Below are 22,833 nucleotides of genomic sequence, written 5' to 3'. Positions count from 1 at the left end.
CACATAACCCACCGCGGGCGGATCCGCCGCCGCCGGCGGGGCGGCTCAGCGCGCGGACCAGCCCAGCCGGCGGTTGTGATCCGGGTCCTCCCGGCGCCGGCCGAAGGGCAGCCCGGGATCCCCCTCGTGGCCGTCGACGTCGCCGTAGCGGCCCTCCGGGTCCACGTCCGGGTCATCATCGGGGTCGATGTCCGGCTTCTCCTCGGCCAGCCGGGCGTCGAGGGTGTCATGCGGCTCCGCGCCGCGCCAGGAATCCGGGGCGTCCATCACGTAGTTCTCCCCGTCGGAGCTGATCACGTCGCCGTCCAGGCCCTCGGCGCCGTCCAGGGTGGTCTCGTCGAAGTCCCCGGTGGTGTCCGGGTCGTAGTCGCCGGCCATGGCGGCCTCCCATCTCGCGTTCCTCGGGGTCGATGTTACCGGGGGCGATCGCCGTTCCGGCGGCGGGGCGGGCGAATATGCGCGTCCTTCACCACGGTCCCCGGGAACAAGGCGGGCGCCGGGATCGTTGACACCGGTGACAGGCGAAATACGGGCCCGCCCCCGCGGGACCGCGCAAACCGACCAAGAAGAGGTACACGTGCGCCAGAGCTCCAACCCAGCCTTCAGCTCGCTGACCAGGACCGTGGCCGGCGGGCAGGCCGCCGCCACCCGCCAGGCGAACCCCTACGACGGCTACGTCGAGGCCGCCCCGGCGGCGCCGGGCGCCCCGGCGCGGGCGATGACCGTCGACGACGTCGTCGCCAAGACCGGGATCACCCTCGGCGTCATCGTCGCCGGCGCCGCGATCACCTACGCGATCAGCACGGCCAATCCGGGCCTCGGCGCGCTGCTGGCCATGGTCGGCGCGATCGGCGGGCTCATCGCGGTGCTGGTGTCCACCTTCGGCAGGAAGTTCGGCTCCGCCGCGGTGACCCTGACCTACGCCGCCTTCGAGGGCCTCTTCGTCGGCGGGATCAGCTTCATGTTCGCCGGCGCCACCGTCGGCGGCGGCGACGCCGCCGCGCTCATCACCCAGGCCGTGATCGCCACCATCGGCGTTTTCGCGGGCATGCTCTTCGTCTACAAGACCGGCGCCATCCGGGTCACCCCGAAGTTCACCCGGCTGCTCACCGCCGGCCTCATCGGCGTGCTCGTGCTCGCCGTGGGCAACCTGCTGCTGGCCCTGTTCACCGGGTCCAGCCCGCTGCGCGACGGCGGCCCGCTGGCCATCGTGTTCTCCCTGGTGTGCATCGGCCTCGCCGCGTTCAGCTTCCTGCTGGACTTCGACCAGGCCGACCGCCTGGTGCGCGCCGGCGCCCCGGCGAACTACGCCTGGGGCGTGGCCCTGGGCCTGGCCGTGACCCTGGTCTGGCTCTACGTCGAGATCCTGCGGCTGCTCAGCTACTTCCGCGACTAGGGCGGCGCCCGCCGCCGCGAGGGGCCCCGCATCCGGTGTCGGATGCGGGGCCCCTCGCCGATCCCGGCCCCGGCCGCGGCCGCGGGCATGCGCCGGGCCCCCGGCCGCGCGCCGCGCGGTCCGGGGGCCCGGGGGGGGGGCTGGAGCCTAGTCCTCGAAGTTCGGGTCGTAGGGCTCGGCCTTGATCAGGGTCACCCGCACCTCATCGCCGGTGGGGGACTTGTAGGAGCGGGTCTCGCCCTCGGTGGCGCCGATGATCGCCTGGCCCAGCGGGGAGTCGGTGGAGTAGGTCTCCAGGTTCGGGTTGGAGGAGTCCGCCCCGCGGGTGCCGATCAGGAAGGTCTCCGCGTCATCCTCGTCATCGTCGTAGTAGACGTGCACCACGGTGCCGACCAGGGCCACCCCGGACTCCTGCGGGGTCTCCCCGACGGTGGCGCGCTGCAGCAGATCCTCCAGGTAGCGGATCCGCGCCTCCTCCTGGCCCTGCTGCTCGCGGGCGGCGTCGTAGCCGGCGTTCTCCTTCAGATCGCCCTCCTCGCGCCGCTCGTTGATCTCCGCGGCGATGACGGGGCGGTTCTCGTAGAGCGCCTCCAGCTCCGCCTTGAGCTTGTCGTAGGACTCCTGGGTGAGCCACGGGTTCTTCGAATCGGCCATGGGGGACCTCCTGCGGGTTTTCGGCGTAGAACGGCGCCCGGGACGCGCTCCCGGGGCCGCCCGGCCCATCAGCTGGGCCGGACCGGTGGTGTGGATACGAAAAACGGCCCGCGGTGGGCCGTCGAACGTCGACAGGATAGCACCGCCGGGCCCCGGGGCAAACCCGGCGCGCCCCGCGGCGCGCCCGGCTCAGCGGTCCAGCAGCGCCGGCAGCTCCGTGGAGCAGCCGTAGACGTCCCCGGCCACGGCCTTGGCGCGGGTGCGCACCGGCACGTCCATGCGCACCGTGCGCTCCTCGCCGCCGGGCACCAGCACATCGCGCCGGCCCACCTCGTTCATGTCGTAGTCCAGGGCGTAGATGACGCAGTAGGCGTCCCGGGCCGGCTCCTCGCGGGTGACGTCCAGGGTGAACACGAACACGTCGTCCTCCCGGCCCTCCATCCGATCCCAGCCGGCGGCGGAGGCGGTGACGTCCGGGGTGGACACCCGGTTCATCTGCACGAAGATGTAGGCGGTGCACACCACCACCAGGCCGATGATGCCGACCACGATCAGCCTGCCGGTGGGGACCCGGCGCTGGTCCCCGTAGCGGCCGCGCGGGCGATCCGGGTTCGGGGTGCTGGCTTCAGACATGCCCCAACCCTATCCGACCCGGCCGGCGGCGCCGGATCCGGCCCGGACGCGGCTGCGGGGCCCGGATCCGGGGGCCGTAGACTGGTCGGCGATCCACGTGGAAGGAGCGATGATGGGATACCGCTTGCTGGCGGTGCACGCGCACCCCGACGACGAGTCCTCCAAGGGGGCGGCCACCCTGGCCCGCTACGCCGCGGAGGGCCATGAGGTGCTGGTGGTGACCTGCACCGGCGGGGAGCGCGGGTCGATCCTCAACCCCAAGGTGGACCGCCCGGAGGTGGCCGCCGACCTGGTCAACGTGCGGGTGCGCGAGATGGCCGCCGCCGCGGCCGCGCTCGGCGTGCGGCACCGCTGGCTGGGCTTCGTCGACTCCGGGCTGCCCCAGGGCAAGCCCACCCCGGTGCTGCCCGCCGGCTGCTTCGCCCGGGAGCGGGTGGACGTGGCCACCCGGGCGCTGGTGCGGGTGGTGCGCGAATTCCGGCCGCATGTGCTCATCACCTACGACGAGAACGGCGGCTACCCGCATCCGGACCACATCATGACGCACATCATCTCCATGCGGGCCTGGAACGAGGCCGCCGCCGGGGATCCGGAGCTCGGCGAGCCCTGGCAGGTGCAGAAGATGTACTACACGCACGGGTTCATCCGCCGCCGGCTGGAGGTGCTCGACGACTACTACCGCCGCCGGGGCGAGCCCAGCCCGATGGGGGAGGCCCTGGAGCGCTGGCGCGGCGGCGAGGATCTGATGCGCCGGGTGACCACCCGGGTGGAGTGCGCCGACTACTTCGAGGCCCGGGATCGGGCGCTGCTCGCGCACGCCACCCAGATCGACCCGGACGGGCCCTTCTTCGCGGTGCCCACCCCGATCCAGAAGGAGGTGTGGCCCACCGAGGAGTTCGAGCTGGCGCGCACCCGGGTGCGGACTACGCTCCCGGAGGACGATCTCTTCGCCGGCGTGGTGCCGGACGCGGAGTGGACCGCCGGGGCGCAGGGCCCCGGCGCGGAGGACGAGTGAGGCAGATGTACGAGATCATCGATTTCCTGGCCCAGAACCCGGTCGGCCCCCGCGGGGCGGACTTCGGCAAGGCCTCCCCGGTGGGGTGGCTGGTCATCATCGGCATGCTGCTGGTGGTGCTGATCGCCGGCTGGGACCTGGCCCGCCGGCTGAAGCGGATCCGCACCCGCCGCGCCTTCGCGGAGCGCCACGGCATGGACCCCTTCGACATCGCGGCGATCGACGAGGCGATGGTCGCCGAGGCCCGCGGCGAGTTCCAGGGCGCCGGCGCCGCCCCCGCGGAGCCGGACGACGGGGGCAACCGCTGGGCCGGGCCCGCCGATCCGGCCCCCGGCGCGGCCGGGCCCGCGGAGCCGGGGGAGCCGGGGGAGCCCGCCGACGGGGGCAACCGCTGGGCCGGGCCCGGCGATGCGGCCGAGGGCGAGGACGGCCGGCCCCGCCCCTGACCCGGCCGAACCCACCCCCGCGGCACCCCCGAACCGGCGGTCGCCGCGGGGGTCGGTTTGCCTTCGGGGGCCTGGCGGGGCTAATGTCGCCGGCATGCGCGATATCCGGTTCTATTTTCCCGGGGGCTCCGGTGTGACCCCCTGAGGCCGGCGTTCGCGCGGCACCGGAGCCCAAGGCAGCCACCCCATGCGGGGGCTGCCTTTTTTGCTGCCCCGGTGCCGCCGCCGCCCGCGGTGGGCCGGCCCCGGGCGGCGGCGCCGGTCGACCACGCAGACCAGTCCACCGCGCGGTGCGCCCCGCAGGGCGCGCCCGCACCCGGCCGGGGACGCCCCGGCCGCCCGCAGAAAGGCAGTCGCCCGATGGCTCCCCCGACCTCCCTGGCCAACCCCGCATCGACCTCCAACCGGCGGGTGATCGGCTTCCACGAGCTGCCCGCGCCCACCGCGCTGCGCGCGGAGATCCCGCTGCCGGAGCAGCTGGCGGAGCGGGTGGAGGCCGCCCGCGGCGCGGTCGCCGGGATCCTCGCCGGCGAGGATGACCGGCTGCTGGTGGTGGTCGGCCCGTGCAGCGTGCACGACCCGGCCGCCGCCCTGGACTACGCCCGCCGGCTGCGCCCGCTGGCCGATGAGCTCGCCGGGGACCTGCTGGTGGTGATGCGGGTCTACTTCGAGAAGCCGCGCACCACGGTGGGCTGGAAGGGGCTCATCAACGATCCCCGGATGGACGGGTCCTGCCGGGTGGTGGAGGGCCTGCACCTGGCCCGCCGGCTGCTCGTGGACGTGCTCGCCGAGGGCCTGCCGGTGGGCTGCGAGTTCCTCGAGCCGAACTCCCCGCAGTACATCGCCGACGCGGTGGCCTGGGGCGCGATCGGGGCCCGCACCACCGAATCCCAGGTGCACCGGCAGCTCGCCTCGGGGCTGTCCATGCCGATCGGCTTCAAGAACGGCACCGACGGCAATGTGCAGGTGGCGGTGGATTCGCTGACCTCGGCGGCGCATCCGCACGTGTTCTTCGGGATGGACGACGACGGCGCCGCGGCGGTGGTGCAGACCGCCGGCAACGCCAACTGCCACGTGATCCTGCGCGGCGGCAGCGGGGGGCCGAACCACTCCGCCGCCGATGTCGCCGCCGCCGGGCGGCGCCTGGCCGCCGCCGGCCGGCCGCCCCGGGTGATGGTGGATGCCTCGCACGCCAACTCCGGCAAATGCGAGGTGCGGCAGGCCGAGGTGGTGCGCTCCCTGGCGGGGAGGATCGCCGCCGGGGAGGACGGCGTCGACGGCGTGATGATGGAGTCCTTCCTGGTCGCCGGGGCGCAGCCGGCCGCCCCCGGCGGGGCCGGGCTGACCTACGGGCAGTCGGTGACCGACGCCTGCCTGGGCTGGGAGGTCACCGAGGGGCTGCTGCGCGAGCTCGCCGCGGCGGTGCGCGCCCGCCGCGGCGGCGCCGCCGGGCGGTCCGGCGGGGGCCGCTGAGCCGGCCGCTGCGGATCCGCGGCGATGCTAAAATCACCGCCGTGAGCCTCTCCCACCTGCCCGGCTGCCTCACCCAGGCCGCCCGCCGCGCCGCGTACCCGATGTACGAGCGGCATCTGGTGCGCTCCCTGGCGGGCCGGCCCCGGCCGGGCCATGTCGCGGTGATGGCCGACGGCAACCGGCGCTGGGCCCGGGAGGCCGGGTTCACCGACGTCAGCCACGGCCACCGGGTCGGCGCCCGCCGGATCGCGGAGCTGGTCGGCTGGTGCGCCGAGCAGTCCATCGGCCTGGTCACCGTCTACCTGCTGTCCACGGAGAACCTCGGCCGGGAGGCCGAGGAGCTGGACCTGCTCTTCGACATCATCGGCGACGTCGCCGATGAGCTCACCGAGCTGGCGGTGCGGCCCCGGCTGCGCATGGTCGGCCACCTGGAGCTGCTCCCGGCGGAGATGGCCGCCCGGCTGCGCGCCGACGAGGAGCGCACCGCCGGCAACGACGGCATCCAGGTCAACATCGCGGTCGGCTACGGCGGCCGGCAGGAGATCGTCGACGCGGTGCGCCGGATCCTCGCCGACCGGGCCGCCGCCGGGGTGCCCGCCGCGGACCTCGCCGCCGAGATCACCGCCGAGGCGATCAGCGACCACCTGTACACCTCCGGCCAGCCCGACCCGGATCTGGTGATCCGCACCTCGGGGGAGCAGCGGCTGTCCGGGTTCCTGCTCTGGCAGTCCGCCTACTCGGAGATCTGGTTCACCGACACCTACTGGCCGGCCTTCCGGCGGGTGGACTTCCTGCGCGCGCTGCGCGATTTCGCCAAGCGCTCCCGGCGCTTCGGCAAATAGCCCGCGCACCCCCGCGGCGGCCGCGCCGACCCGGGGCTCAGAGCTTGCGCATGCGCACCCGCGTGATCGCGTGATCCGGGCCCTTGCGCAGCACCAGGGAGGCGCGCACCCGGGTGGGCAGGATGTTCTCCACCAGGTTCGGCAGGTTCACGGTCTGCCAGATCCGGCGGGCCTGCTCCGCGGCGGCGGCGTCGTCCAGATCCGCGTAGTGGGCGAAATGCGCCCCCGGCTCCCGGAAGGCGGTGTGCCGCAGCTTCAGGAAGCGGTCGATGTACCAGCGCTCGATATCGCCCTTGTGCGCGTCGACGTAGACGGAGAAGTCGAAGAGATCCGAGACCATCAGCATCGGGCCGGTCTGCAGCACGTTGAGGCCCTCCAGGATGAGGATGTCCGGCTTGTCCACGATGATCGACTCGCCCGGCACCCGGTCGTAGCGGGTGTGCGAGTACACCGGGGCGGGCACCTCCCGGGCCCCGGACTTCACCGCGGTGACGAAGCGCATCAGCGCGCGCTGGTCATAGGACTCCGGGTAGCCCTTGCGCTGCATGATCCCGCGCCGGGTGAGCTCCGCGGTGGGCAGCAGGAACCCGTCGGTGGTGATCAGGTCCACCCGCGGGTTGGTGTCCCAGCGCTCCAGCAGCACCTGCAGCAGCCGGGCGGTGGTGGACTTGCCCACCGCCACCGAACCGGCCACCCCGATGATGAAGGGCACCCCGTGGTACTCCTCGCCGAGGAAGGTGGCGGTGGTGCGGTTCAGCGCCCGGTGCGCCTGCACCCGCAGGTGGATCAGCCGGGACAGCGGCAGGTAGACCTCGGCGACCTCCACCAGGTCGATGTTCTCGCCGATGCCGCGCAGCCGGACCAGCTCCTCCTCGGTGAGCACCTGGGGCATCGACTCGCGCAGCTCGCGCCACTGCGCGCGGTTGAACTCGAGGTAGGGGCTGGGCGCCTGGGGCCGGGACATGCCCCCATTGTGCACGTCCGGCCCGCCGGCGCCCCGGCCGGGCCGCCGCGGATCGGCGCGGGGGGGAGCGCGGGGGATTCCGGCGGCGCCGGGGCGGCGGTAGGGTGCGCCCCCATGAGCCGAGCGCGCCGCGCCGCCGCCGCCCGCGCCGCGGGCGCCGGGGAGGTGCTGCGCGCCTTCGCCGCGCTGGGCTGCACCTCCTTCGGCGGACCGGTGGCGCATCTGGGCTACTTCCGGGCCGAGTTCGTCGACCGCCGCGGCTGGGTGGACGACCGGGAGTACGCCGACATCGTGGCGCTGTGCCAGTTCCTGCCCGGCCCGGCCTCCTCCCAGGTGGGCATGGCGCTGGGGCTGCGCCGGGCCGGGGTGGCCGGGATGCTCGCCGCCTTCGCCGGGTTCACCGCCCCCTCGGCGGCGCTGCTCCTCGCCGCCGCGGCGGGCCTGTCCCGCCTCGGCGGGCTCGGCGGGCACCTGGCGGGGCTGAAGGCCGCGGCGGTGGCGGTGGTGGCCCTGGCGGTGCACGCGATGGCCACCCGGCTGGCCGCCACCCGCACCCGGGCGCTCATCGCGCTGGCCGTCTTCGCCGCGATCCTGCTCGCCCCGCCGGGGGCGCGCGCCTGGGCGCAGCCGGCGGCGCTGGCCGCGGCGGCCCTGGCCGGGGCGGCGCTGCTGCGCGAACCGGCCGCGGACCCCGCCGCCGAACCCGCCCCGGCGGCGGGGCCGCGCCCGGCCGGGTGGGCCCCGCCGGCGCGGCCGCCGCGCTGGCTGGCCCCGGTCGCGGCGGCGGCCCTGGTGCTCGGGCTGGCGTCCGGGCGGGCCGCGGCCTGGGGCGGCTACTTCCGGGCCGGGGCGCTGGTCTTCGGCGGCGGGCACGTGGTGCTGCCCATGCTGGAGTCCGGGCTGGTGCCCGACCGGGTCGGCGCGGACGCCTTCCTCGCCGGCTACGGGCTCGCCCAGGCGGTGCCCGGGCCCCTGTTCACCCTCGCCGCCTATCTCGGCGCGGTGGACTCGGCCACCCCGGACGCCGCCGGCGGGCTGGCCGGGGCGGGGCTGGCCCTGGCCGCGATCTTCGCGCCCTCGATGCTGCTGCTGCTCGCCGTCGCCCCGGTGTGGGCGCGGCTGTCCGCCCACCGCGGGGCGCGCGCGGCGGTGGCCGGGGTCAATGCGGCGGTGGTGGGCCTGCTCGGCGCCGCCCTGGTCGACCCGGTGCTGCCCGCCGGGGTGGATTCGCCGGCCACCGCGGTGCTCGCGGTGGCCGCGGCGGTGGCGCTGCGGGTGCTGCACGCCCCGCCCTGGGCGGTGGTGCTCGGCGCCGGGCTGCTCGGGGCGGCGGCGGGCTGAGCCCCGCCCCCCGGCGGTCGCACCCGCCGGGGCGGGGGCGGCCGGGGCGCTGGGCTAGCATGGGTGCCACTCACGCAGCCCCCCCACGAAAGGTTCCCGCACCCCATGACCGGCTCCCCCACCGCGGACGTCCGCTACCAGCCCCTCGCCGAGCTCGATCCGGCCGTCGCCGAGGCGATGGCCGGGGAGCTCGCCCGCCAGCGCGACACCCTGGAGATGATCGCCTCGGAGAACTTCGTGCCCCGGGCGGTGCTGCAGGCCCAGGGCTCGGTGCTGACCAACAAGTACGCCGAGGGCTACCCGGGCCGCCGCTACTACGGCGGCTGCGAGCACGTCGACGTCATCGAGGACATCGCCCGGGACCGGGCCAAGGAGCTCTTCGGCGCCGAGTTCGCCAACGTCCAGCCGCACGCCGGCGCCCAGGCCAATGCCGCGGTGCTGCACGCGCTCATCGAGGCCGGGGACAAGATCATGGGCCTGGACCTGGCCCACGGCGGCCACCTCACCCACGGGATGCGGATCAACTTCTCCGGCAAGCTGTACCGGGTCGCCGCCTACGGGGTGGACGAGGACACCATGCGCATCGACATGGACAAGGTGCGCGAGCAGGCCCTCGCCGAACGCCCGGACGTGATCATCGCCGGCTGGTCGGCCTACCCCCGGCACCTCGACTTCGACGCCTTCCGGGCGATCGCCGACGAGGTCGGCGCGAAGCTGTGGACCGACATGGCCCATTTCGCGGGCCTGGTCGCCGCCGGGCTGCACCCCTCCCCGGTGCCGGCCTCCGACGTGGTGTCCACCACCGTGCACAAGACCCTCGGCGGGCCCCGGTCCGGGATGATCCTGGCGAAGTCGGACTACGCCAAGAAGCTCAACTCCGCGGTGTTCCCCGGCCAGCAGGGCGGGCCGCTGATGCACGCGGTGGCCGCAAAGGCGGTGGCGCTGAAGATCGCCGGCACCGAACAGTTCCGGGAGCGCCAGGAGCGCACCCTCGCCGGGGCCCGGATCCTCGCCGAGCGGCTCACCGCCGCCGACGCCCGGGCCGCCGGGGTGGACGTGCTCACCGGGGGCACCGACGTGCACCTGGTGCTCGCGGACCTGCGCAACTCCGAGCTCAACGGCCAGGAGGCCGAGGATCTGCTGCACGAGGTCGGGATCACCGTCAACCGCAATGCGGTGCCCTTCGACCCGCGCCCGCCGATGGTCACCTCGGGGCTGCGCATCGGCACCCCGGCGCTGGCCACCCGCGGCCTCGACGAGGCGGCCTTCACCGAGGTCGCCGACGTGATCGGCACCGCCCTGGCCGCCGGCAAGGCCGCCGACGTGGACGCGCTGCGCGCCCGGGTGGCCAAGGTCGCCGCGGACTTCCCGCTCTACGAGGGCCTGGAGGAGTGGACCATCTCCTGACCCGGCGCCCGCCGCCCCCGGGGCCCCGCCCCGGGGGCGCCGGCACGTCCGGGCCCGCCTAGGATCGGGGCCATGAGCTGCGTGGAGACCACCCTCGACGAGGGTCTGCTGGAGATCGCCTTCCATCGCCCGGAGGCCCGCAATTCGCTGGACCGCGCCGCCCGCGCGGAACTCACCGGCGCCTTCGAATCGGCCGCGGCCGGCTGCGACGCGGCGGAGCGGCCGGTTCGCGCGGTGCTGCTGCGCGGCACCCGGGAGGCCTTCTGCACCGGCCAGGACCTCGGCGAGCACCTCGCCGACCTGGACTCCGGGGCGGGCCGGGACAAGGTGCACCGGGAGTACAACCCGATGATCGCCGCGCTGCACGCGATCCCGGTGCCGGTGGTCGCCGCGGTCAACGGCGCCGCCGCCGGCGCCGGCTGGTCGCTGGCCCTGGGCTGCGATCTGCGGGTCGCCGCGGAGACGGCCGTGTTCAAGGCGGCGTTCCCCTCCATCGGCCTGGCCAACGACTGCGGGATCTCCCGGCTGCTGCCGGAGATCGTCGGGCCCGCGAAGGCCCTGGAGCTGCTCTTCGCCGATGCGGCCATCCCGGCGGCCCGGGCCCTGGAGCTCGGCCTGGTCACCGAGGTCGCCGAGGGCCCGGACGCCGACGCCGCCGCCCGGGCGCTGGCGCGGCGCCTGGCCGCCGGGCCGACCCGCTCCTACCGGGAGATCAAGGCCCTGGTGCGCGATCCGCGCGCGGTGGCCGAGATCGCCGAGCGGGAGGCCGCCGCCCAGGTGCGGCTCTCCGACAGCGCCGATCACCGGGAGGCCGTCGCCGCCTTCCACGCCCGCCGCGCGCCCCGCTTCACCGGCCGCTAGGCCGGACCCGCCCCACCCCCGCCGCACCCGCCCCGCAGGAGACCCCGATGCGCCTGGCCACCCTCCGACTGCCCGACCCCCGCCCCGACCACCCCGGCACCGCCGCGGTGCGCCTCGACGACGCCGCCGCCGAGGCCTGGCTCGCCGCCGGCGCCGAATCCGGGGGGATGCTCGCCGGGCACCCCGTCGACGGCGCCGCCGATGTCGGGGCGCTGCTCGCCGACCCGGGGTGGCGCGAGCGCGCCGGGCGGGCCGGCGGACCGCTCCTGGAGTTCCCCGCCGACCGGCTCGCCCCGGTGATCCCGGCCCCGCCGAAGATCCTGTGCACCGGGCTGAACTACGCCCGGCACATCCGCGAGATGGGCCACGAGCCCCCGGAGACGCCCACCCTGTTCGGCAAATTCACCGACGCCCTCGCCGGGCCCTTCGACGAGGTCGCGGTGCCGGCGGCCAATGCCGGCACCCTCGACTTCGAGGGGGAGCTCGCGGTCATCGTCGGCGCGGGCACCGCCGGGCCGGCCCGGCTGGACCGCGCGGCCGCGGAGGCCGCCATCGCCGGCTACGCGGTGTTCAACGACTACACCAGCCGGGGCATGCAGTACCGCACCCTGCAGTGGCTGCAGGGCAAGAACCTCGCCGCCTCCTCCGGGCTCGGGCCCTGGCTGACCACCGCCGGGGACTGGGCGCCGGGGCCGCGGCTGGTGACCCGGCTCAACGGGGCGGTGATGCAGGACGCGCCCACCTCGGACCTGGTGCACGACCCGGCGGCGCTGGTCGCCTTCGTCGCCTCCTTCCTGCCGCTGCGCCCCGGCGACGTCATCGCCACCGGCACCCCGGAGGGGGTGGGCCACGCCCGCCAGCCGCGCCGCTACCTCGGCGAGGGCGATGCGGTGGAGGTGTCCATCGGCGGTCTCGGCCTCATCCGCAGCGTGACCCGGATCCGCGGCTGACCCGGCCGCATCCGGGACCGGGGACGGCGCCGGCCGCCGCCCCGGATGCGGGGCGGCGGCCGGATGGGCGCGCGGGGGAGGGGGGCTTAGGCGTAGCCGCCCTTGGCGATCCGCCGGGAGATGATCTCCTTCATGATCTCGTTGGTGCCGCCGTAGATGGTCTGCACCTTGGTGTCGAGGTAGTGCGTGGAGATCGGGTACTCCATCATGAAGCCGTAGCCGCCGAACATCTGCAGGCAGCGGGTGACGATGTCCTGCTGCTCCTCGGTGGTCCAGAACTTCGCCATCGAGGCGCCGATCTCGTCGAGCTTGCCGGCGTTGTGCGCCATCACCGCCTGGTCCACGAAGGCCTGCAGCGCGGTGATCCGGGTGGCGATGTCGGCCAGGTAGTGGCCGTGCACCTGGTGCTGGATGATCGGGCGGCCGAAGGTCTCCCGCTCCTGGGCGTAGTTGTAGGCCAGGGTCCAGGCGCGCCGGGAGGTGGCCACCGAGCCCACCGCGAGGGTGAGCCGCTCATGGGCGAGGTTGGTGCGCAGGTAGCCGAAGGCGGCGCCCTCCTCGCCGAGCAGGTTCGCGCCGGGCACCCGGACATTGTCGAAGTGCAGCTCGGCGGTGTCCTGGGCCTTCAGGCCGACCTTCTTCAGCGGGCCGTTCTTGGTGTAGCCCTCCAGATCGGAGTCCACCACGAACATGGACACCCCGGCGCGGCCCTTGGCGGGGTCGGTGATCGCGGCGACCAGGGCGAAGTCGGAGAGCATGCCGTTGGAGATGAAGGTCTTGGAGCCGTTGAGGATCCAGTCGTCGCCGTCCTTCCGGGCGAAGGTGCGCATCCCGGCCAGGTCGGAGCCGGCGCCCGGCTCGGTCATCGCCAGGCAGCCGATCAGCTCGCCGGCGTTCATGCCCGCCAGGTACTTCTGCTTCAGCTCCTCGGAGCCGAACTTGGCCAGGTAGGGGGCCACCAGGTCGTTGAGGGTGCCGAAGCTCACCACGATGGAACCGCAGTCGGAGTTGGCCAGCTCCTCGTTGAGCACCTGGTTGTAGCGGAAGTCGGCCTCGCCGCCGCCGCCGTACTCGGCCGGGGTGGACATGCCGATCAGGCCGAGCTCGCCGGCCTTCTTGAAGATCTCCCGGTCGGGCATGCCCTGCTCATGCCACTTCTCGACATTGGGGGTGATCTCCTTCTCGACGAAGCCGCGCACCATGTCGCGGAACATCTCGTGCTCTTCCTCGAAGTGGGTGCGGGGCAGGAAGTCCTTCATGTGATCTCCTTCGTAGGGTGCGGCGAATGCGCTCGGCATCACGCAGCTGGTCTGCCAACCATTATGCCCTCATATGTGACCCCGGACACCAATCCCGGTGAATTCCGAACCCCCGTCGTGGGCCCCCGCCGCCGGCGGCCCGCCGCACCGCCCCGCCCGGCCCGGTCCGGCCGGGGCCGCGTCACCGCCGGTGCGCGCCCCGCCGGGGCCCCGCCACGGGGCCGTCCCGGGGTACGGCGGCGACCGGCGCGGGCGCCGCGGCGGCCGGGGCGGGGGTGGCCGGCGGCCGGATCGGGGGTAGCCGGCGGCGACGCCGAAGGTAAGGCAACACTTATCCAAAAAGATAGGCTGCGCTGGGTGAACGCGGGATCCGGCGGGGTGCGCCGGCCGGTCCGGGCATGGCCGCACCGGGGGTGAAATAGCGCAGATTCGCATGACGTTATTGACCGCACCCCAGGTCACGGGTCTATTGTGTGGTCAGTGGTTCAACTGCCACGCAGTCACGGCAACCTCCAATTGCACACGCGAATGAGGCGGTGCCCCGGGTCCCCCGGGGTGCCGCCTCAGTCGTCGTCGGGCCGGCGCGGCGCTCAGCCGCCGGCGAACCAGCCGGCCAGGATCGGGTTCACCAGCTCCGGGCGCTCCGCGGTGAGCAGGTGCTTGGCCGGGGAGACGGTGATCATCGCGGAACCGGGGATCCGCCCATGCAGATCGCGCACCACCGGCAGCGGGGTGGAGGTGTCCTGCTCCCCGGCGATGACCAGGGTGCGCCGGGCCAGCCGGGGCGCCAGCCCGGCCAGCGCCTCCCGGGAGTCGAACCCGGCCAGCGCCCCGCAGCAGCCCGCGTATCCGGCGTCCGGGGTGGCCCGGATGCCCTCGGCGAAGCGCCGCGGCAGCTCCGGGCGCATCCGGCGGCAGTCGTCGGTGAACCAGTTGCCCACCACGGCATCGGCCAGCGCCGCGGTGCCGCGCGCGGCGACCAGCTCGGATTTGCCCCGCCAGGTCTCCGGGGTGCCGAACCTCGCGGCGGTGGACACCAGGGTCAGCGAGGCCACCAGCTCCGGGCGCGCCAGCGCCAGGGTCTGCGCCACCGCCCCGCCCAGGGACAGCCCCACCAGGTGCACCCGGCGCTCGTTGACCGCGCCGAGGACGTCGAGCACGTCCTCGGCCAGCTCCGCCATCCGGTACGGCCCGCCGGGGGCCGGGGAGCGGCCGTGGCCGCGCAGGTCCGCGGTGATCACCCGCCACCGGCCGGCCAGGGCGCGCACCTGCGGATCCCACATCCGCCGATCCGCGCCGAGGGAGCCCAGCAGCAGCACCGCGGGCTGGCCGAGCCGGCCGTGCACGTCATGGTCGAGCATCATCGCCGCGGCCCCCCGTCGCCGTCCCGGGCGGCCCTCGCGGCGCGCCCCTCCCGGCGGGCCCGCGCCCGGGCGTCCTCCTCGCGGCGCCGGGCCAGCCCCGCCCGGGCCTCGCGCAGCCACTCCGGGGGATCGGCGAGCAGCGCCCGGATCTCCTCGGTGGTCAGCGGCAGGTCCATGTCATTGCGCTTCAGCGCGGCGATGGTGACGCCCAGCCGGCGGGCGACCTCGGGTCGGGGATGCGGTCCGGTGCGGCGCAGCTCGCGCAGCCACTCCGGCGGATCGGACTGCAGTGCGCGCAGCCGCTCGTGGCTCACCTCCCCGGCGCGGAACTCCTCCGGGGTGGCGGGCAGGTGCACGCCCAGTTTCTTGGCCGCGGTCAGTGGCTTCATGGGCGCCACGCTAGCAGCCCGCCCGGGCGGTCCCGCGCGGTAGCATCGGGGCCCATGGACGCCCCCGCCGACCCCGCCGCCGCACCCCGGCTGCGGATCGCCTTCGCCGCCGGCACCAGCCCCGGGAAGTGGTTCCGCCGCTGGCGGGAGCGCACCGGCGGGGAGCTGGTGGAGCTGCCGGCCGATGATCCGGCCGCCCGGCTCGCCGCCGGGGAGGCGGATATGGCCCTGGCCCGGGATCCCGGGGCGGACCCGGGGCTGCACCGGATCCGGCTCTACCGGGAGGCCCCCGGGGTCGCCGCCGGCCGGGAGCACCTGATCGCGCTGCTCGGCGCCGATGAGCCGGTGGCGGAGGCGGATCTCGCGGGGGAGACGCTGCTGGCGGACACCGCCGACCCGGAGCTGCTGCGGCGGATGCTGCCGGCCGCGGCCGCCGGCGCCGGGGTGGTGCGCGCCCCGCGGCCGCTGCTGCGCGCCCTCGGCGGGCGAGGGGTGGTGGAACGGCCGCTGGCCGAGGCCGGTGCCGGCCCGGACGGCGCCGATGCCGCGGGGGAGGCGGAGCCGCCCGGCACCTGGATCTGGCTCATCTGGCCGAGGGAGCTGGACGGGCCGGCGGCCCAGGAGTTCGCCGGGGTGGTGCGCGGCCGCCGGGCCGGGTCCTCCCGCGGCACCGGGGCGCGGCGGGAGGACGCGGCCCCGGCCCGCGCGGGCAGCGGTGGCCGCGGGGCGGGCGCCGGCCGGGCCGGCCGGGGCGGTCGTGGAGCCGGCGCCGGCGCCGGATCCGGGCGGGGCCGCGGGAAATCCGGCGGCTCCCGGGCGGGTCGCCGCCGGCGGCGGCGGTAACCGCCCCGGGCTGGGCCTTCGGCGGATTTCGGGGACCGGATACGACAGTTCTGCGTTATCCGATTGATATGTTCCCGGGTTGCGGGGGTTCGCCCGGTCATGCATGCTGGGGGAGCAGATTTAATTTAACCCAATCATTATCGGAGGCATCCATGCGTTCCACTATCACCCGCTCCCTCACCGCCGTCGTGCTCGGCGCCGGCCTCGTGCTCGGCTCCGCGGCCTGCTCCACCGAGGACGTCGACGCGGCGAAGGACAAGGCCGGTAACGCCGCCGCCGACGCCACCAACGCCGTCGGCGACGCCGCCGACAAGGCCGGCGACGCCGCGGGCGATGCCGCCGACAAGGCCGGGGACGCCATCTCCGGCACCGGCGAGATCGACGGCACCGAGGTGCCCGCCGGGATCGCCGACAAGTACGAGGAGCTCGGCGGCGCGGACGCCCTCGGCGCCCTCGGCGAGGTCACCGAGGACAACGGCGTCACCGTCGCCGTCTTCGACAACGCCCGCATCTACGACACCCCGGACAATGGCGCGGTGCTCATCCAGGGCAAGATCCTGGAGACCTGGCTTGCCGACGGCGGCGCCGAGTCCGAGCTGGGCCTGCCCATTCGCGACGAGGCCGAGATCGAGGGCGGCTGGATCTCCTACTTCGAGAACGGCTCCATGACCTGGACCGTCGGCGAGGACGGCGAGTTCGGCCCGACCACCGAGATCGGCGCCACCCCCGAGGACTGATTCTTCGGACCCGCGAAAAGCCCCCGGACCGTTGGACGGCCCGGGGGCTCGTGCATTAAGACTGGAACCCATGGCAGACACGAAGCCCGGATTCGAGATCCGGCCCATGACCGAGGGCGACTACCCGCAGGTCCAGGAGATCTACGAGATCGGCCTGGACACCGGGCACGCCTCCTGGGAGCATGAGGCGCCCGACTGGCCCGAATTCGCGCGGCTCAAACGGCTCGACCTGTGCTTCGTCGCGGTCGCCGAGGAGGACCCGGCCAGGATCCTGGCCTGGGCCTCGGCCTCCCAGGTGTCCAAGCGGCACATCCTGCGCGGGGTGATCGAGGACTCCATCTACGTGCACCCCGACGGCCAGGGCCGCGGGCTGGCCGGGGCGCTGCTGTCCACCCTGATGGACGCCGCCACCGAGGCCGGCTGCTGGTCCATCCACTCCTGGGTGTTCCCGGAGAACGTCGGCTCGCTGAAGCTGCACCGCAAGCTCGGCTTCCGGGAGGTCGGCGTCTACCACCACATGGCGAAGATGACCTACGGGCCGATGGCCGGCCAGTGGCGGGACATCATCATCCTGGAGAAGCTGCTGGAGAAGCCGGAGGAGCGCGCCGAGAAGCGCGCCCTGCGCGAGGCCGAGGAGGCCGGCGACCCGGTGCGCCCGCTGCTGGAGAAGCTCGACTCCGCCGAACGCCAGGTCGGCGCCTGATCCCCGCCCCGCCCGGGGCGCCCGCAAGCCACCGCGACCCCGCGACCGATCCGGTCGCGGGGTCCTCGCGGATCCGGGCCCCGGCGGGCTACTCCACGGTGTCCTTGAGCTTCTCCTCCCGGATGCCCACCAGCAGCAGCGTGGCCAGCACCATCAGCGGCACCAGCATCGCCAGCACCGGGGTGAGCGCGTCGTTGTAGCTGCCCAGGATCGCCTCGTGCATCGGCGCGGGCAGCCCGGCGAGCACCGAGGGGCTCAGATGCGCCGCGGCGTCGCCGCCGGTGAAGGCCGCCCCGGCGGCCCGGCCGGCCTCCCCGGAGGCGGCCACCGCCGCGGGCAGCCGCTCGGCCATGAGATCCCGCAGATTGTGGATGAAGATGGTGCCCACCACCGCCGAGCCCACCGCCCCGCCGATCTGGCGGAAGAAGTTGTTCGCCGCGGTGGCGGTGCCCACCATGGCCACCGGGAAGGAGTTCTGCACCACCAGCACCAGCACCTGCATGCCCATGCCCAGGCCGAAGCCCATGAGGAACAGCTCCGCGCCGACCACCGGCAGGGAGGTGTCCGTGCTCATCCGGGACATCAGCAGCAGCGCCACGCCCATGATCGCCATCCCGGCCACCGGGTACCACTTGTAGCGGCCGGTGGCGCTCACCACCGCCCCGATGCCGATGGAGGTGCCGAGCATGCCCACCATCATCGGGATCATCATCAGCCCGGCCGCGGTGGGGCTGAGCTCGTGCACCATCTGCAGGTAGGTGGGCAGGTAGGCCATGGTGCCGAACATGCCGATGCCCAGGGCCAGGCCCGCGGCGGTGGTGAGGCTGAAATTGCGGTTGGCGAACAGGTGCATCGGCACCACCGGGTTCGCCGCCCGGCGCTCCACGGCGACGAAACCGGCCCAGGAGGCCACGGACACCGCGATCAGGGCCAGGATCATCGGGTCGGTCCAGGCGTACTGGGTGCCGCCCCAGGTGGTGGTGAGGATGAGCGTGGCCGCGGCGGTGGCCAGCAGCGCGGTGCCCGGCCAGTCGAAGCGGCCGACCGGGGTGCGGGTGGGCAGCCGCAGGTAGCGCGCGGCGGTGGCCAGGGCGATGAGCCCCAGCGGCACGTTCATCCACAGCCCCCAGCGCCAGCCGGGGCCGTCGGTGAACCAGCCGCCGAGCACCGGGCCGAGCACCGAGCTCAGCCCGAACACGGCGCCGATGATGCCCATGTACTTGCCGCGCTCCCGGGCCGGGATCACCTCGGCCATGATCGCCTGGGAGGAGACCATCATGGTGCCGCCGGCCAGGCCCTGCACCGCCCGGGCCAGGATCAGCAGCATCATGGACCCGGCCAGCGCGCCGATCACCGACCCGGCGATGAAGGCGGTGATCCCGGCGAGGAAGAACAGCTTCCGGCCGTACATGTCGCCGAGTTTGCCGACCACCGGCAGCGCGATGGTCTGCATGAGCAGGAAGGCGGTGATCACCCAGGACATGTGGTCCACCCCGCCGAGATCGCCGACGATGGTGGGCAGCGCGGTGGAGAAGATCATCTGGCCCAGGGAGCTCATCAGCATCGCGGTCATCAGCGAGGTGAGCACCAGGGCGCGCTGGCGGCCGACCACCTCGGCGGCGCGGCGGGTGGCCCGGTCCGGGCGGCCGGCGGGGCGGGCGCCGGCGGCCGGGGTGGCCGGGGGCTGGGCGGGGCCGGCCGGGCGGCCGGCGGGGGAGGCTTGGTCTACCACGGGATCTCCTGGGTGAATCGGGTGATGGTGCGGGCGGCGTCGAGGAGCGGGTGATCCCCGGCGGCGGCGCGTGGGCCGGGTCGGATGGTGGCCATCCACATGGCCTCGCGGATGAGCGCCGCGCCGAGCGCGGCCTCCTCCGCGGCGGGGATGCCGGGGGCCCGGCGGGTGGCCGGGTCGGCGGTGTGCACCTGCTCGAGCATGGCGGTGATCCGCTGGAAGACGTCCGCCTGGGCGGCGATCGCCAGGCCGAGCAGCCGGGGATCGGAGTCGATGATCCGGCGGCGCAGCCCGTGCAGCCGGCGGTGCCGGGCCACCGGATCGGCGAGATCGTCATCGCTGTCCGGGGGGCCGGTGAGCGCGTCCTCGACGATGCCCAGCAACGCCCGCAGCGGGTCGGCGTGCCCGGCGGCGCGGAAGCGCTCCGCATCGGCCTCGTCGAAGGTGAGCAGCCCCCGGCCGAGGACCACCTCGTCCTTGGACTCGAAGTAGTTGAAGAAGGTGCGCCGGCTGACCTCCGCGGCGGCGCAGACGTCCTCGACGGTGACCGCGTCGAAGCCGCGTGCGGCCATCAGCTCCAGCGCGGCATCCTCGATCCCGCGCCGGGTGCGCCTCCGGTTGTGCTCGCGGCGGCCGCAGGGGCGGCCGCATTGGCTTGATTCGTTCACGGGGTGCAAAGTTACACCAGGTGCAAGATTGCGGCAACCATCCAGGTCATACCGGGTGAAGGGGCCTCATCCCGGTACGTCGGACGCCCGGCTCAACCCCGTTCGGGGGCGGGCCGGAGCAGTTCATGGCGCAGCGCCCCGGCCAGGCCCGGATGGCGGAACACGTGCCCCATCGACACCAGCCGGGCCGGCACCGCCGGCTGATCGGCCAGGGCCAGCTCCGCGGCCCCGCGGCGGCCCAGCAGCAGCGCCGGGCCGGCGGCGGGCACCGGCGGGCCCACCGGGCGGCGCAGCACCTCCGCGAGGGTCCGGGTGAACGCGGCATTGTCCACCCCGCCCGGGGCGACCGCGTTGACCGGGCCGGCCAGCGCCGGATCCAGCGCCGCCCGGTGGTAGAGGTCCACCAGATCGTCCAGGGCGATCCAGGGGAACCACTGCCGCCCGGAGCCCAGCCGGCCGCCCAGGCAGGCCCGGGTGAGCCCGGCCAGGGGCGGCAGCAGCCCGCCCCCGCCGGCGAGCACCAGCCCGGTGCGCAGCAGCGCCACCCGCGCCCCGGCGGCGCGGGCCGGGGCCCAGGCGTCCTCCCAGTCGGCGACGATGCCGGCCAGCGCCTCGGTGCGCGGCCCCGCCGCGGCGTCCTCGTCGAGGATCTCCCCGCCGCGGTCGGCGCCGTAGTAGCCCACCGCGGAGGCGGAGACCACCACCGGGGTGCCCGCCGCGGCGACCGCCTCGGCCAGCCGCCGGGTCGGTCCCACCCGGGAGTCGCGCACCGCGGCGAGGTGCGCCTCGGTGAACCGGCCGGCGATCGGCGCCCCGGCCAGGTGCACCAGGGCGTCGACGCCCTCGAGCAGGTCCGCCGCCGGCGCCTCCGGATCCCAGCGCCGCTCACCCGGCCCGGCCGCCGCGCCGCGCACCAGCCGGATCACCTCGTGGCCGGCGGTGCCCAGCAGCGCGACGAGCGCCGTGCCCACCGTCCCGGAGGCCCCGGTGACCGCGATGGTCAGCCGCGGCAGCCGCTCCCCGGGCTCCCGGCCCACCCCGGCGCCGATGCCGAGCACCCCGGCGAGCCGGTCCGCGGCGGCGAGATCCCCGGCCAGGGTGGTGTGCCGGAAGGCGAAGAGCCCGTGCAGCGCCGCCGCCGGCACCCGGGCGCGGATCCGGTCCACGACCACGGTGCCGGCGCCCCCGGGGCCGCGGGAGTCGGCGAGCTCGTGCACGTGCCGCCAGCCGGTGAGCGCCCGCCAGGGCGCGTTGACCACCTCATCGGCGAAGCGGCGGCCGGGGATGAAGGCCGCCGGATCATGCCGGGCCCGCCAGGACAGGCCCACCGGCATGGCGAAGACGGTCTCCCCGGCGGCGAGATCCGCCGCGGCGGCGCGCGGGGTCAGCGGGGCCGCGCCCGGGGTGAGCCGGGTCACCGCCCCGGGGCGGGCGAACCAGTCGGCCACCCGCTCGCGGCGGTGCGGCAGCTGCTGGACGAATCGGGCGCTCATCGGATGCTCCTGGGGAATCGGGGTCGGATGCGGGGCGGGCGTCCCGCCGGGGGTTCGGCGCCGGCGCCGCCCGGGGCCGGGCGGGGGAGCCCGGCGGGGGCGGGGCGGCCCCGGGAAGCGCCGCGGCGCCGGCGCATCCGCGATCCTGCGGATGGGCCGGCGCCGGGCGGGCGGGGGAGGGGGAGGGTCAGTCGCGGTCGGTGTTGGCCATGGCCAGCACGTCGAGGCGGCGGTCCAGCTCCTCCTCGGTGAGGGTCTCGCCGTCGACGAAGCCCATGTCGATCACGGTCTGCCGGATGGTCTTGCCCTCCTTCAGCGCCGTCTTCGCCACCTTCGCGGCGTTCTCGTAGCCGATCGCCGAGTTCAGCGGGGTGACGATGGAGGGCGAGGACTCCGCCAGGGTGCGCATCCGCTCCACGTTCGGCTCGATCCCGTCGACCAGCTTCTCCGCGAACACCCGGGAGGTGTTCGCCAGCAGCCGGGCGGACTCCAGCACGTTGCGGGCCATCACCGGGATGAACACGTTGAGCTCGAAGGCGCCGCCGGCGCCGGCGAAGGCCACCGCGGCGTCATTACCGATCACCTGGGCGGCGACCTGGGTGGCGGTCTCGCACAGCACCGGGTTGACCTTGCCCGGCATGATCGACGAACCCGGCTGCAGATCCGGCAGGTGGATCTCGCCGAGCCCGGTCAGCGGGCCGGAGCCCATCCAGCGGATGTCGTTGGCGATCTTGTTCAGGGACACCGCGATGGTGCGCATCGCCCCGGAGAACTCCACCAGGGCATCCCGGTTGGCCTGCGCCTCGAAGTGGTTCCGCGCCTCGGCGAGCTGCTCGACCCCGGTGAGCTTCTTCAGCTCCTCGGTGACCAGGGCGCCGAAATCGGCGGGGGTGTTCAGCCCGGTGCCCACGGCGGTGCCGCCGATCGGCAGCTCGCCCAGCCGCGGCAGGGTGGCCTCCACCCGCTCGATGCCGGCCTCGATCTGGCGGGCGTAGCCGGCGAACTCCTGGCCCAGGGTCACCGGGACCGCGTCCATCAGGTGGGTGCGGCCGGACTTGACCACGGTCTCCCACTCGGCGGCCTTCTTCGCCAGGGAGGCGTGCAGCACCTTCAGCCCGGGCACCAGGTCGGTGACCGCGGCCTCGGTGGCGGCGACGTGGGTGGCGGTGGGGAAGGTGTCGTTGGAGGACTGCCCCATGTTCACGTGGTCGTTGGGGTGCACCTCCACCCCGGCGTTCTTCGCGATCGAGGCGATGACCTCGTTGGTGTTCATGTTCGAGGAGGTGCCGGAGCCGGTCTGGAACACGTCGATCGGGAACTCGGCGTCATGGGCGCCCTCGGCGATCTCCTTCGCCGCGGCGATGATCGCGTCGGCCTGCTCCGCCGGGAGCAGGCCCTTGTCCTTGTTCACCTGGGCGCAGGCGGCCTTGAGCAGGCCCATGGCGCGGATCTGGGCGGACTCCAGGGGGCGGCCGGAGATCGGGAAGTTCTCCACCGCGCGCTGGGTCTGGGCGCGCCACAGGGCCTCGGCGGGGACCTTGACCTCGCCCATGGTGTCGTGCTCGATGCGGTACTGCTGCTCGGTCATGCGTCTTCTCTTTCGTCGGGTGGAAATCAGCCGGGTTCGGCCGGGGTGCGCCGTCGGCCGCCGCGGCCGCCGCCG

At 74.7% G+C, this 22,833-nt stretch carries 23 protein-coding genes; 12 read left to right on the top strand and 11 right to left on the bottom strand.

What is annotated here, in order from left to right; genetic code table 11:
- Nucleotides 1-45: 45 nt before the first annotated feature.
- Nucleotides 46-378, bottom strand: coding sequence for a hypothetical protein (locus CSPHI_RS08810; RefSeq protein ID WP_075692605.1), 333 nt, complete (start codon nt 376-378; stop codon nt 46-48).
- 199 nt (nt 379-577) lie between these two features.
- Here CSPHI_RS08810 and CSPHI_RS08805 point away from each other — a divergent pair, with 199 nt between their 5' ends.
- A complete protein-coding gene (locus tag CSPHI_RS08805; protein ID WP_075692603.1) occupies nt 578-1,396 on the top strand; it encodes a Bax inhibitor-1/YccA family protein in 819 nt (272 codons plus the stop codon).
- A 147-nt stretch (nt 1,397-1,543) separates the two neighbouring features.
- Here CSPHI_RS08805 and greA read toward each other — a convergent pair whose 3' ends face one another.
- Both greA and CSPHI_RS08795 read right to left on the bottom strand, forming a co-directional pair.
- On the bottom strand, nt 1,544-2,050 hold the full coding sequence (gene greA, locus CSPHI_RS08800) for a transcription elongation factor GreA (protein WP_075692601.1): 507 nt from the start codon (nt 2,048-2,050) through the stop codon (nt 1,544-1,546).
- Nucleotides 2,051-2,239: 189 nt separating this feature from the next.
- Nucleotides 2,240-2,683 carry a DUF4307 domain-containing protein gene (locus tag CSPHI_RS08795; RefSeq protein ID WP_075692600.1) on the bottom strand — a complete coding sequence of 148 codons (444 nt, stop codon included), beginning with the start codon at nt 2,681-2,683 and terminating at the stop codon, nt 2,240-2,242.
- A 109-nt stretch (nt 2,684-2,792) separates the two neighbouring features.
- Between CSPHI_RS08795 and mca the strand changes: the two genes are divergently transcribed.
- The 4 genes from mca to CSPHI_RS08775 all read left to right on the top strand — a co-directional run bounded on the left by mca (nt 2,793) and on the right by CSPHI_RS08775 (nt 6,459).
- Nucleotides 2,793-3,698, top strand: a complete 906-nt coding sequence (mca, locus tag CSPHI_RS08790; RefSeq protein ID WP_075692598.1) for a mycothiol conjugate amidase Mca — start codon at nt 2,793-2,795, stop codon at nt 3,696-3,698.
- Nucleotides 3,699-3,703: 5 nt separating this feature from the next.
- Nucleotides 3,704-4,144, top strand: coding sequence for a hypothetical protein (locus tag CSPHI_RS12490; RefSeq protein WP_075692596.1), 441 nt, complete (start codon nt 3,704-3,706; stop codon nt 4,142-4,144).
- A gap of 360 nt (nt 4,145-4,504) precedes the next feature.
- The gene (locus CSPHI_RS08780) at nt 4,505-5,617 is read left to right on the top strand and encodes a 3-deoxy-7-phosphoheptulonate synthase (protein ID WP_075692594.1); all 1,113 of its coding nucleotides are present in this window, start codon (nt 4,505-4,507) and stop codon (nt 5,615-5,617) included.
- Between the two features lie 41 nt (nt 5,618-5,658).
- Entirely contained in the window at nt 5,659-6,459 is an 801-nt protein-coding gene (locus tag CSPHI_RS08775) for an isoprenyl transferase (protein WP_075692593.1), read from the top strand.
- 37 nt (nt 6,460-6,496) lie between these two features.
- Here CSPHI_RS08775 and coaA read toward each other — a convergent pair whose 3' ends face one another.
- The gene (gene coaA, locus CSPHI_RS08770; RefSeq protein WP_075692591.1) at nt 6,497-7,423 is read right to left on the bottom strand and encodes a type I pantothenate kinase; all 927 of its coding nucleotides are present in this window, start codon (nt 7,421-7,423) and stop codon (nt 6,497-6,499) included.
- 114 nt (nt 7,424-7,537) lie between these two features.
- On the opposite strand from coaA, the gene chrA reads away from it, so the two are divergent.
- The 4 genes from chrA (at nt 7,538) to CSPHI_RS08750 (ending at nt 11,982) form a co-directional block, all read left to right on the top strand.
- The gene (gene chrA, locus CSPHI_RS08765) at nt 7,538-8,764 is read left to right on the top strand and encodes a chromate efflux transporter (RefSeq protein WP_075692589.1); all 1,227 of its coding nucleotides are present in this window, start codon (nt 7,538-7,540) and stop codon (nt 8,762-8,764) included.
- A 105-nt stretch (nt 8,765-8,869) separates the two neighbouring features.
- Complete coding sequence (glyA, locus tag CSPHI_RS08760; RefSeq protein WP_075692587.1) at nt 8,870-10,171, top strand: serine hydroxymethyltransferase; 1,302 nt, start codon at nt 8,870-8,872, stop codon at nt 10,169-10,171.
- A 72-nt stretch (nt 10,172-10,243) separates the two neighbouring features.
- Complete coding sequence (locus CSPHI_RS08755) at nt 10,244-11,032, top strand: enoyl-CoA hydratase-related protein (protein WP_075692585.1); 789 nt, start codon at nt 10,244-10,246, stop codon at nt 11,030-11,032.
- Nucleotides 11,033-11,079: 47 nt separating this feature from the next.
- Complete coding sequence (locus tag CSPHI_RS08750; protein WP_075692583.1) at nt 11,080-11,982, top strand: fumarylacetoacetate hydrolase family protein; 903 nt, start codon at nt 11,080-11,082, stop codon at nt 11,980-11,982.
- 86 nt (nt 11,983-12,068) lie between these two features.
- Here the strand turns inward: CSPHI_RS08750 and CSPHI_RS08745 are convergent, their stop codons facing one another.
- The 3 genes from CSPHI_RS08745 to CSPHI_RS08735 all read right to left on the bottom strand — a co-directional run bounded on the left by CSPHI_RS08745 (nt 12,069) and on the right by CSPHI_RS08735 (nt 14,994).
- The gene (locus CSPHI_RS08745) at nt 12,069-13,241 is read right to left on the bottom strand and encodes an acyl-CoA dehydrogenase family protein (protein WP_075692581.1); all 1,173 of its coding nucleotides are present in this window, start codon (nt 13,239-13,241) and stop codon (nt 12,069-12,071) included.
- 590 nt (nt 13,242-13,831) lie between these two features.
- The gene (locus CSPHI_RS08740) at nt 13,832-14,605 is read right to left on the bottom strand and encodes an alpha/beta fold hydrolase (RefSeq protein WP_075692580.1); all 774 of its coding nucleotides are present in this window, start codon (nt 14,603-14,605) and stop codon (nt 13,832-13,834) included.
- Entirely contained in the window at nt 14,602-14,994 is a 393-nt protein-coding gene (locus CSPHI_RS08735) for a DUF5997 family protein (protein WP_075692578.1), read from the bottom strand. The genes CSPHI_RS08740 and CSPHI_RS08735 overlap by 4 nt, the downstream gene beginning before the upstream one ends.
- Before the next feature lie 54 nt (nt 14,995-15,048).
- On the opposite strand from CSPHI_RS08735, the gene CSPHI_RS08730 reads away from it, so the two are divergent.
- The 3 genes from CSPHI_RS08730 (at nt 15,049) to CSPHI_RS08720 (ending at nt 17,277) form a co-directional block, all read left to right on the top strand.
- Nucleotides 15,049-15,837: a LysR substrate-binding domain-containing protein gene (locus tag CSPHI_RS08730; RefSeq protein WP_075692576.1), complete on the top strand. Its 789-nt coding sequence runs from the start codon at nt 15,049-15,051 to the stop codon at nt 15,835-15,837.
- Between the two features lie 152 nt (nt 15,838-15,989).
- On the top strand, nt 15,990-16,574 hold the full coding sequence (locus CSPHI_RS08725; protein WP_075692574.1) for an LGFP repeat-containing protein: 585 nt from the start codon (nt 15,990-15,992) through the stop codon (nt 16,572-16,574).
- 70 nt (nt 16,575-16,644) lie between these two features.
- Complete coding sequence (locus CSPHI_RS08720) at nt 16,645-17,277, top strand: GNAT family N-acetyltransferase (protein WP_075692572.1); 633 nt, start codon at nt 16,645-16,647, stop codon at nt 17,275-17,277.
- An 88-nt stretch (nt 17,278-17,365) separates the two neighbouring features.
- On the opposite strand, the gene CSPHI_RS08715 is transcribed toward CSPHI_RS08720, so the two are convergent.
- The 4 genes from CSPHI_RS08715 to CSPHI_RS08700 all read right to left on the bottom strand — a co-directional run bounded on the left by CSPHI_RS08715 (nt 17,366) and on the right by CSPHI_RS08700 (nt 22,758).
- Nucleotides 17,366-19,009 carry an MDR family MFS transporter gene (locus tag CSPHI_RS08715; RefSeq protein WP_425429722.1) on the bottom strand — a complete coding sequence of 548 codons (1,644 nt, stop codon included), beginning with the start codon at nt 19,007-19,009 and terminating at the stop codon, nt 17,366-17,368.
- Nucleotides 19,003-19,677, bottom strand: a complete 675-nt coding sequence (locus tag CSPHI_RS08710; RefSeq protein WP_211274661.1) for a TetR family transcriptional regulator — start codon at nt 19,675-19,677, stop codon at nt 19,003-19,005. The genes CSPHI_RS08715 and CSPHI_RS08710 overlap by 7 nt, the downstream gene beginning before the upstream one ends.
- A 92-nt stretch (nt 19,678-19,769) precedes the next feature.
- Complete coding sequence (locus tag CSPHI_RS08705; protein WP_075692568.1) at nt 19,770-21,170, bottom strand: TIGR01777 family oxidoreductase; 1,401 nt, start codon at nt 21,168-21,170, stop codon at nt 19,770-19,772.
- A gap of 187 nt (nt 21,171-21,357) precedes the next feature.
- Nucleotides 21,358-22,758: a class II fumarate hydratase gene (locus CSPHI_RS08700; RefSeq protein WP_075692566.1), complete on the bottom strand. Its 1,401-nt coding sequence runs from the start codon at nt 22,756-22,758 to the stop codon at nt 21,358-21,360.
- Between the last annotated feature and the right edge of the window lie 75 nt (nt 22,759-22,833).

It is taken from the genome of Corynebacterium sphenisci DSM 44792 (assembly GCF_001941505.1).
In the GTDB taxonomy this organism is placed as follows: Bacteria; Actinomycetota; Actinomycetes; order Mycobacteriales; family Mycobacteriaceae; genus Corynebacterium; species Corynebacterium sphenisci.
This window is presented reverse-complemented; position numbering and strand designations above follow the sequence as displayed.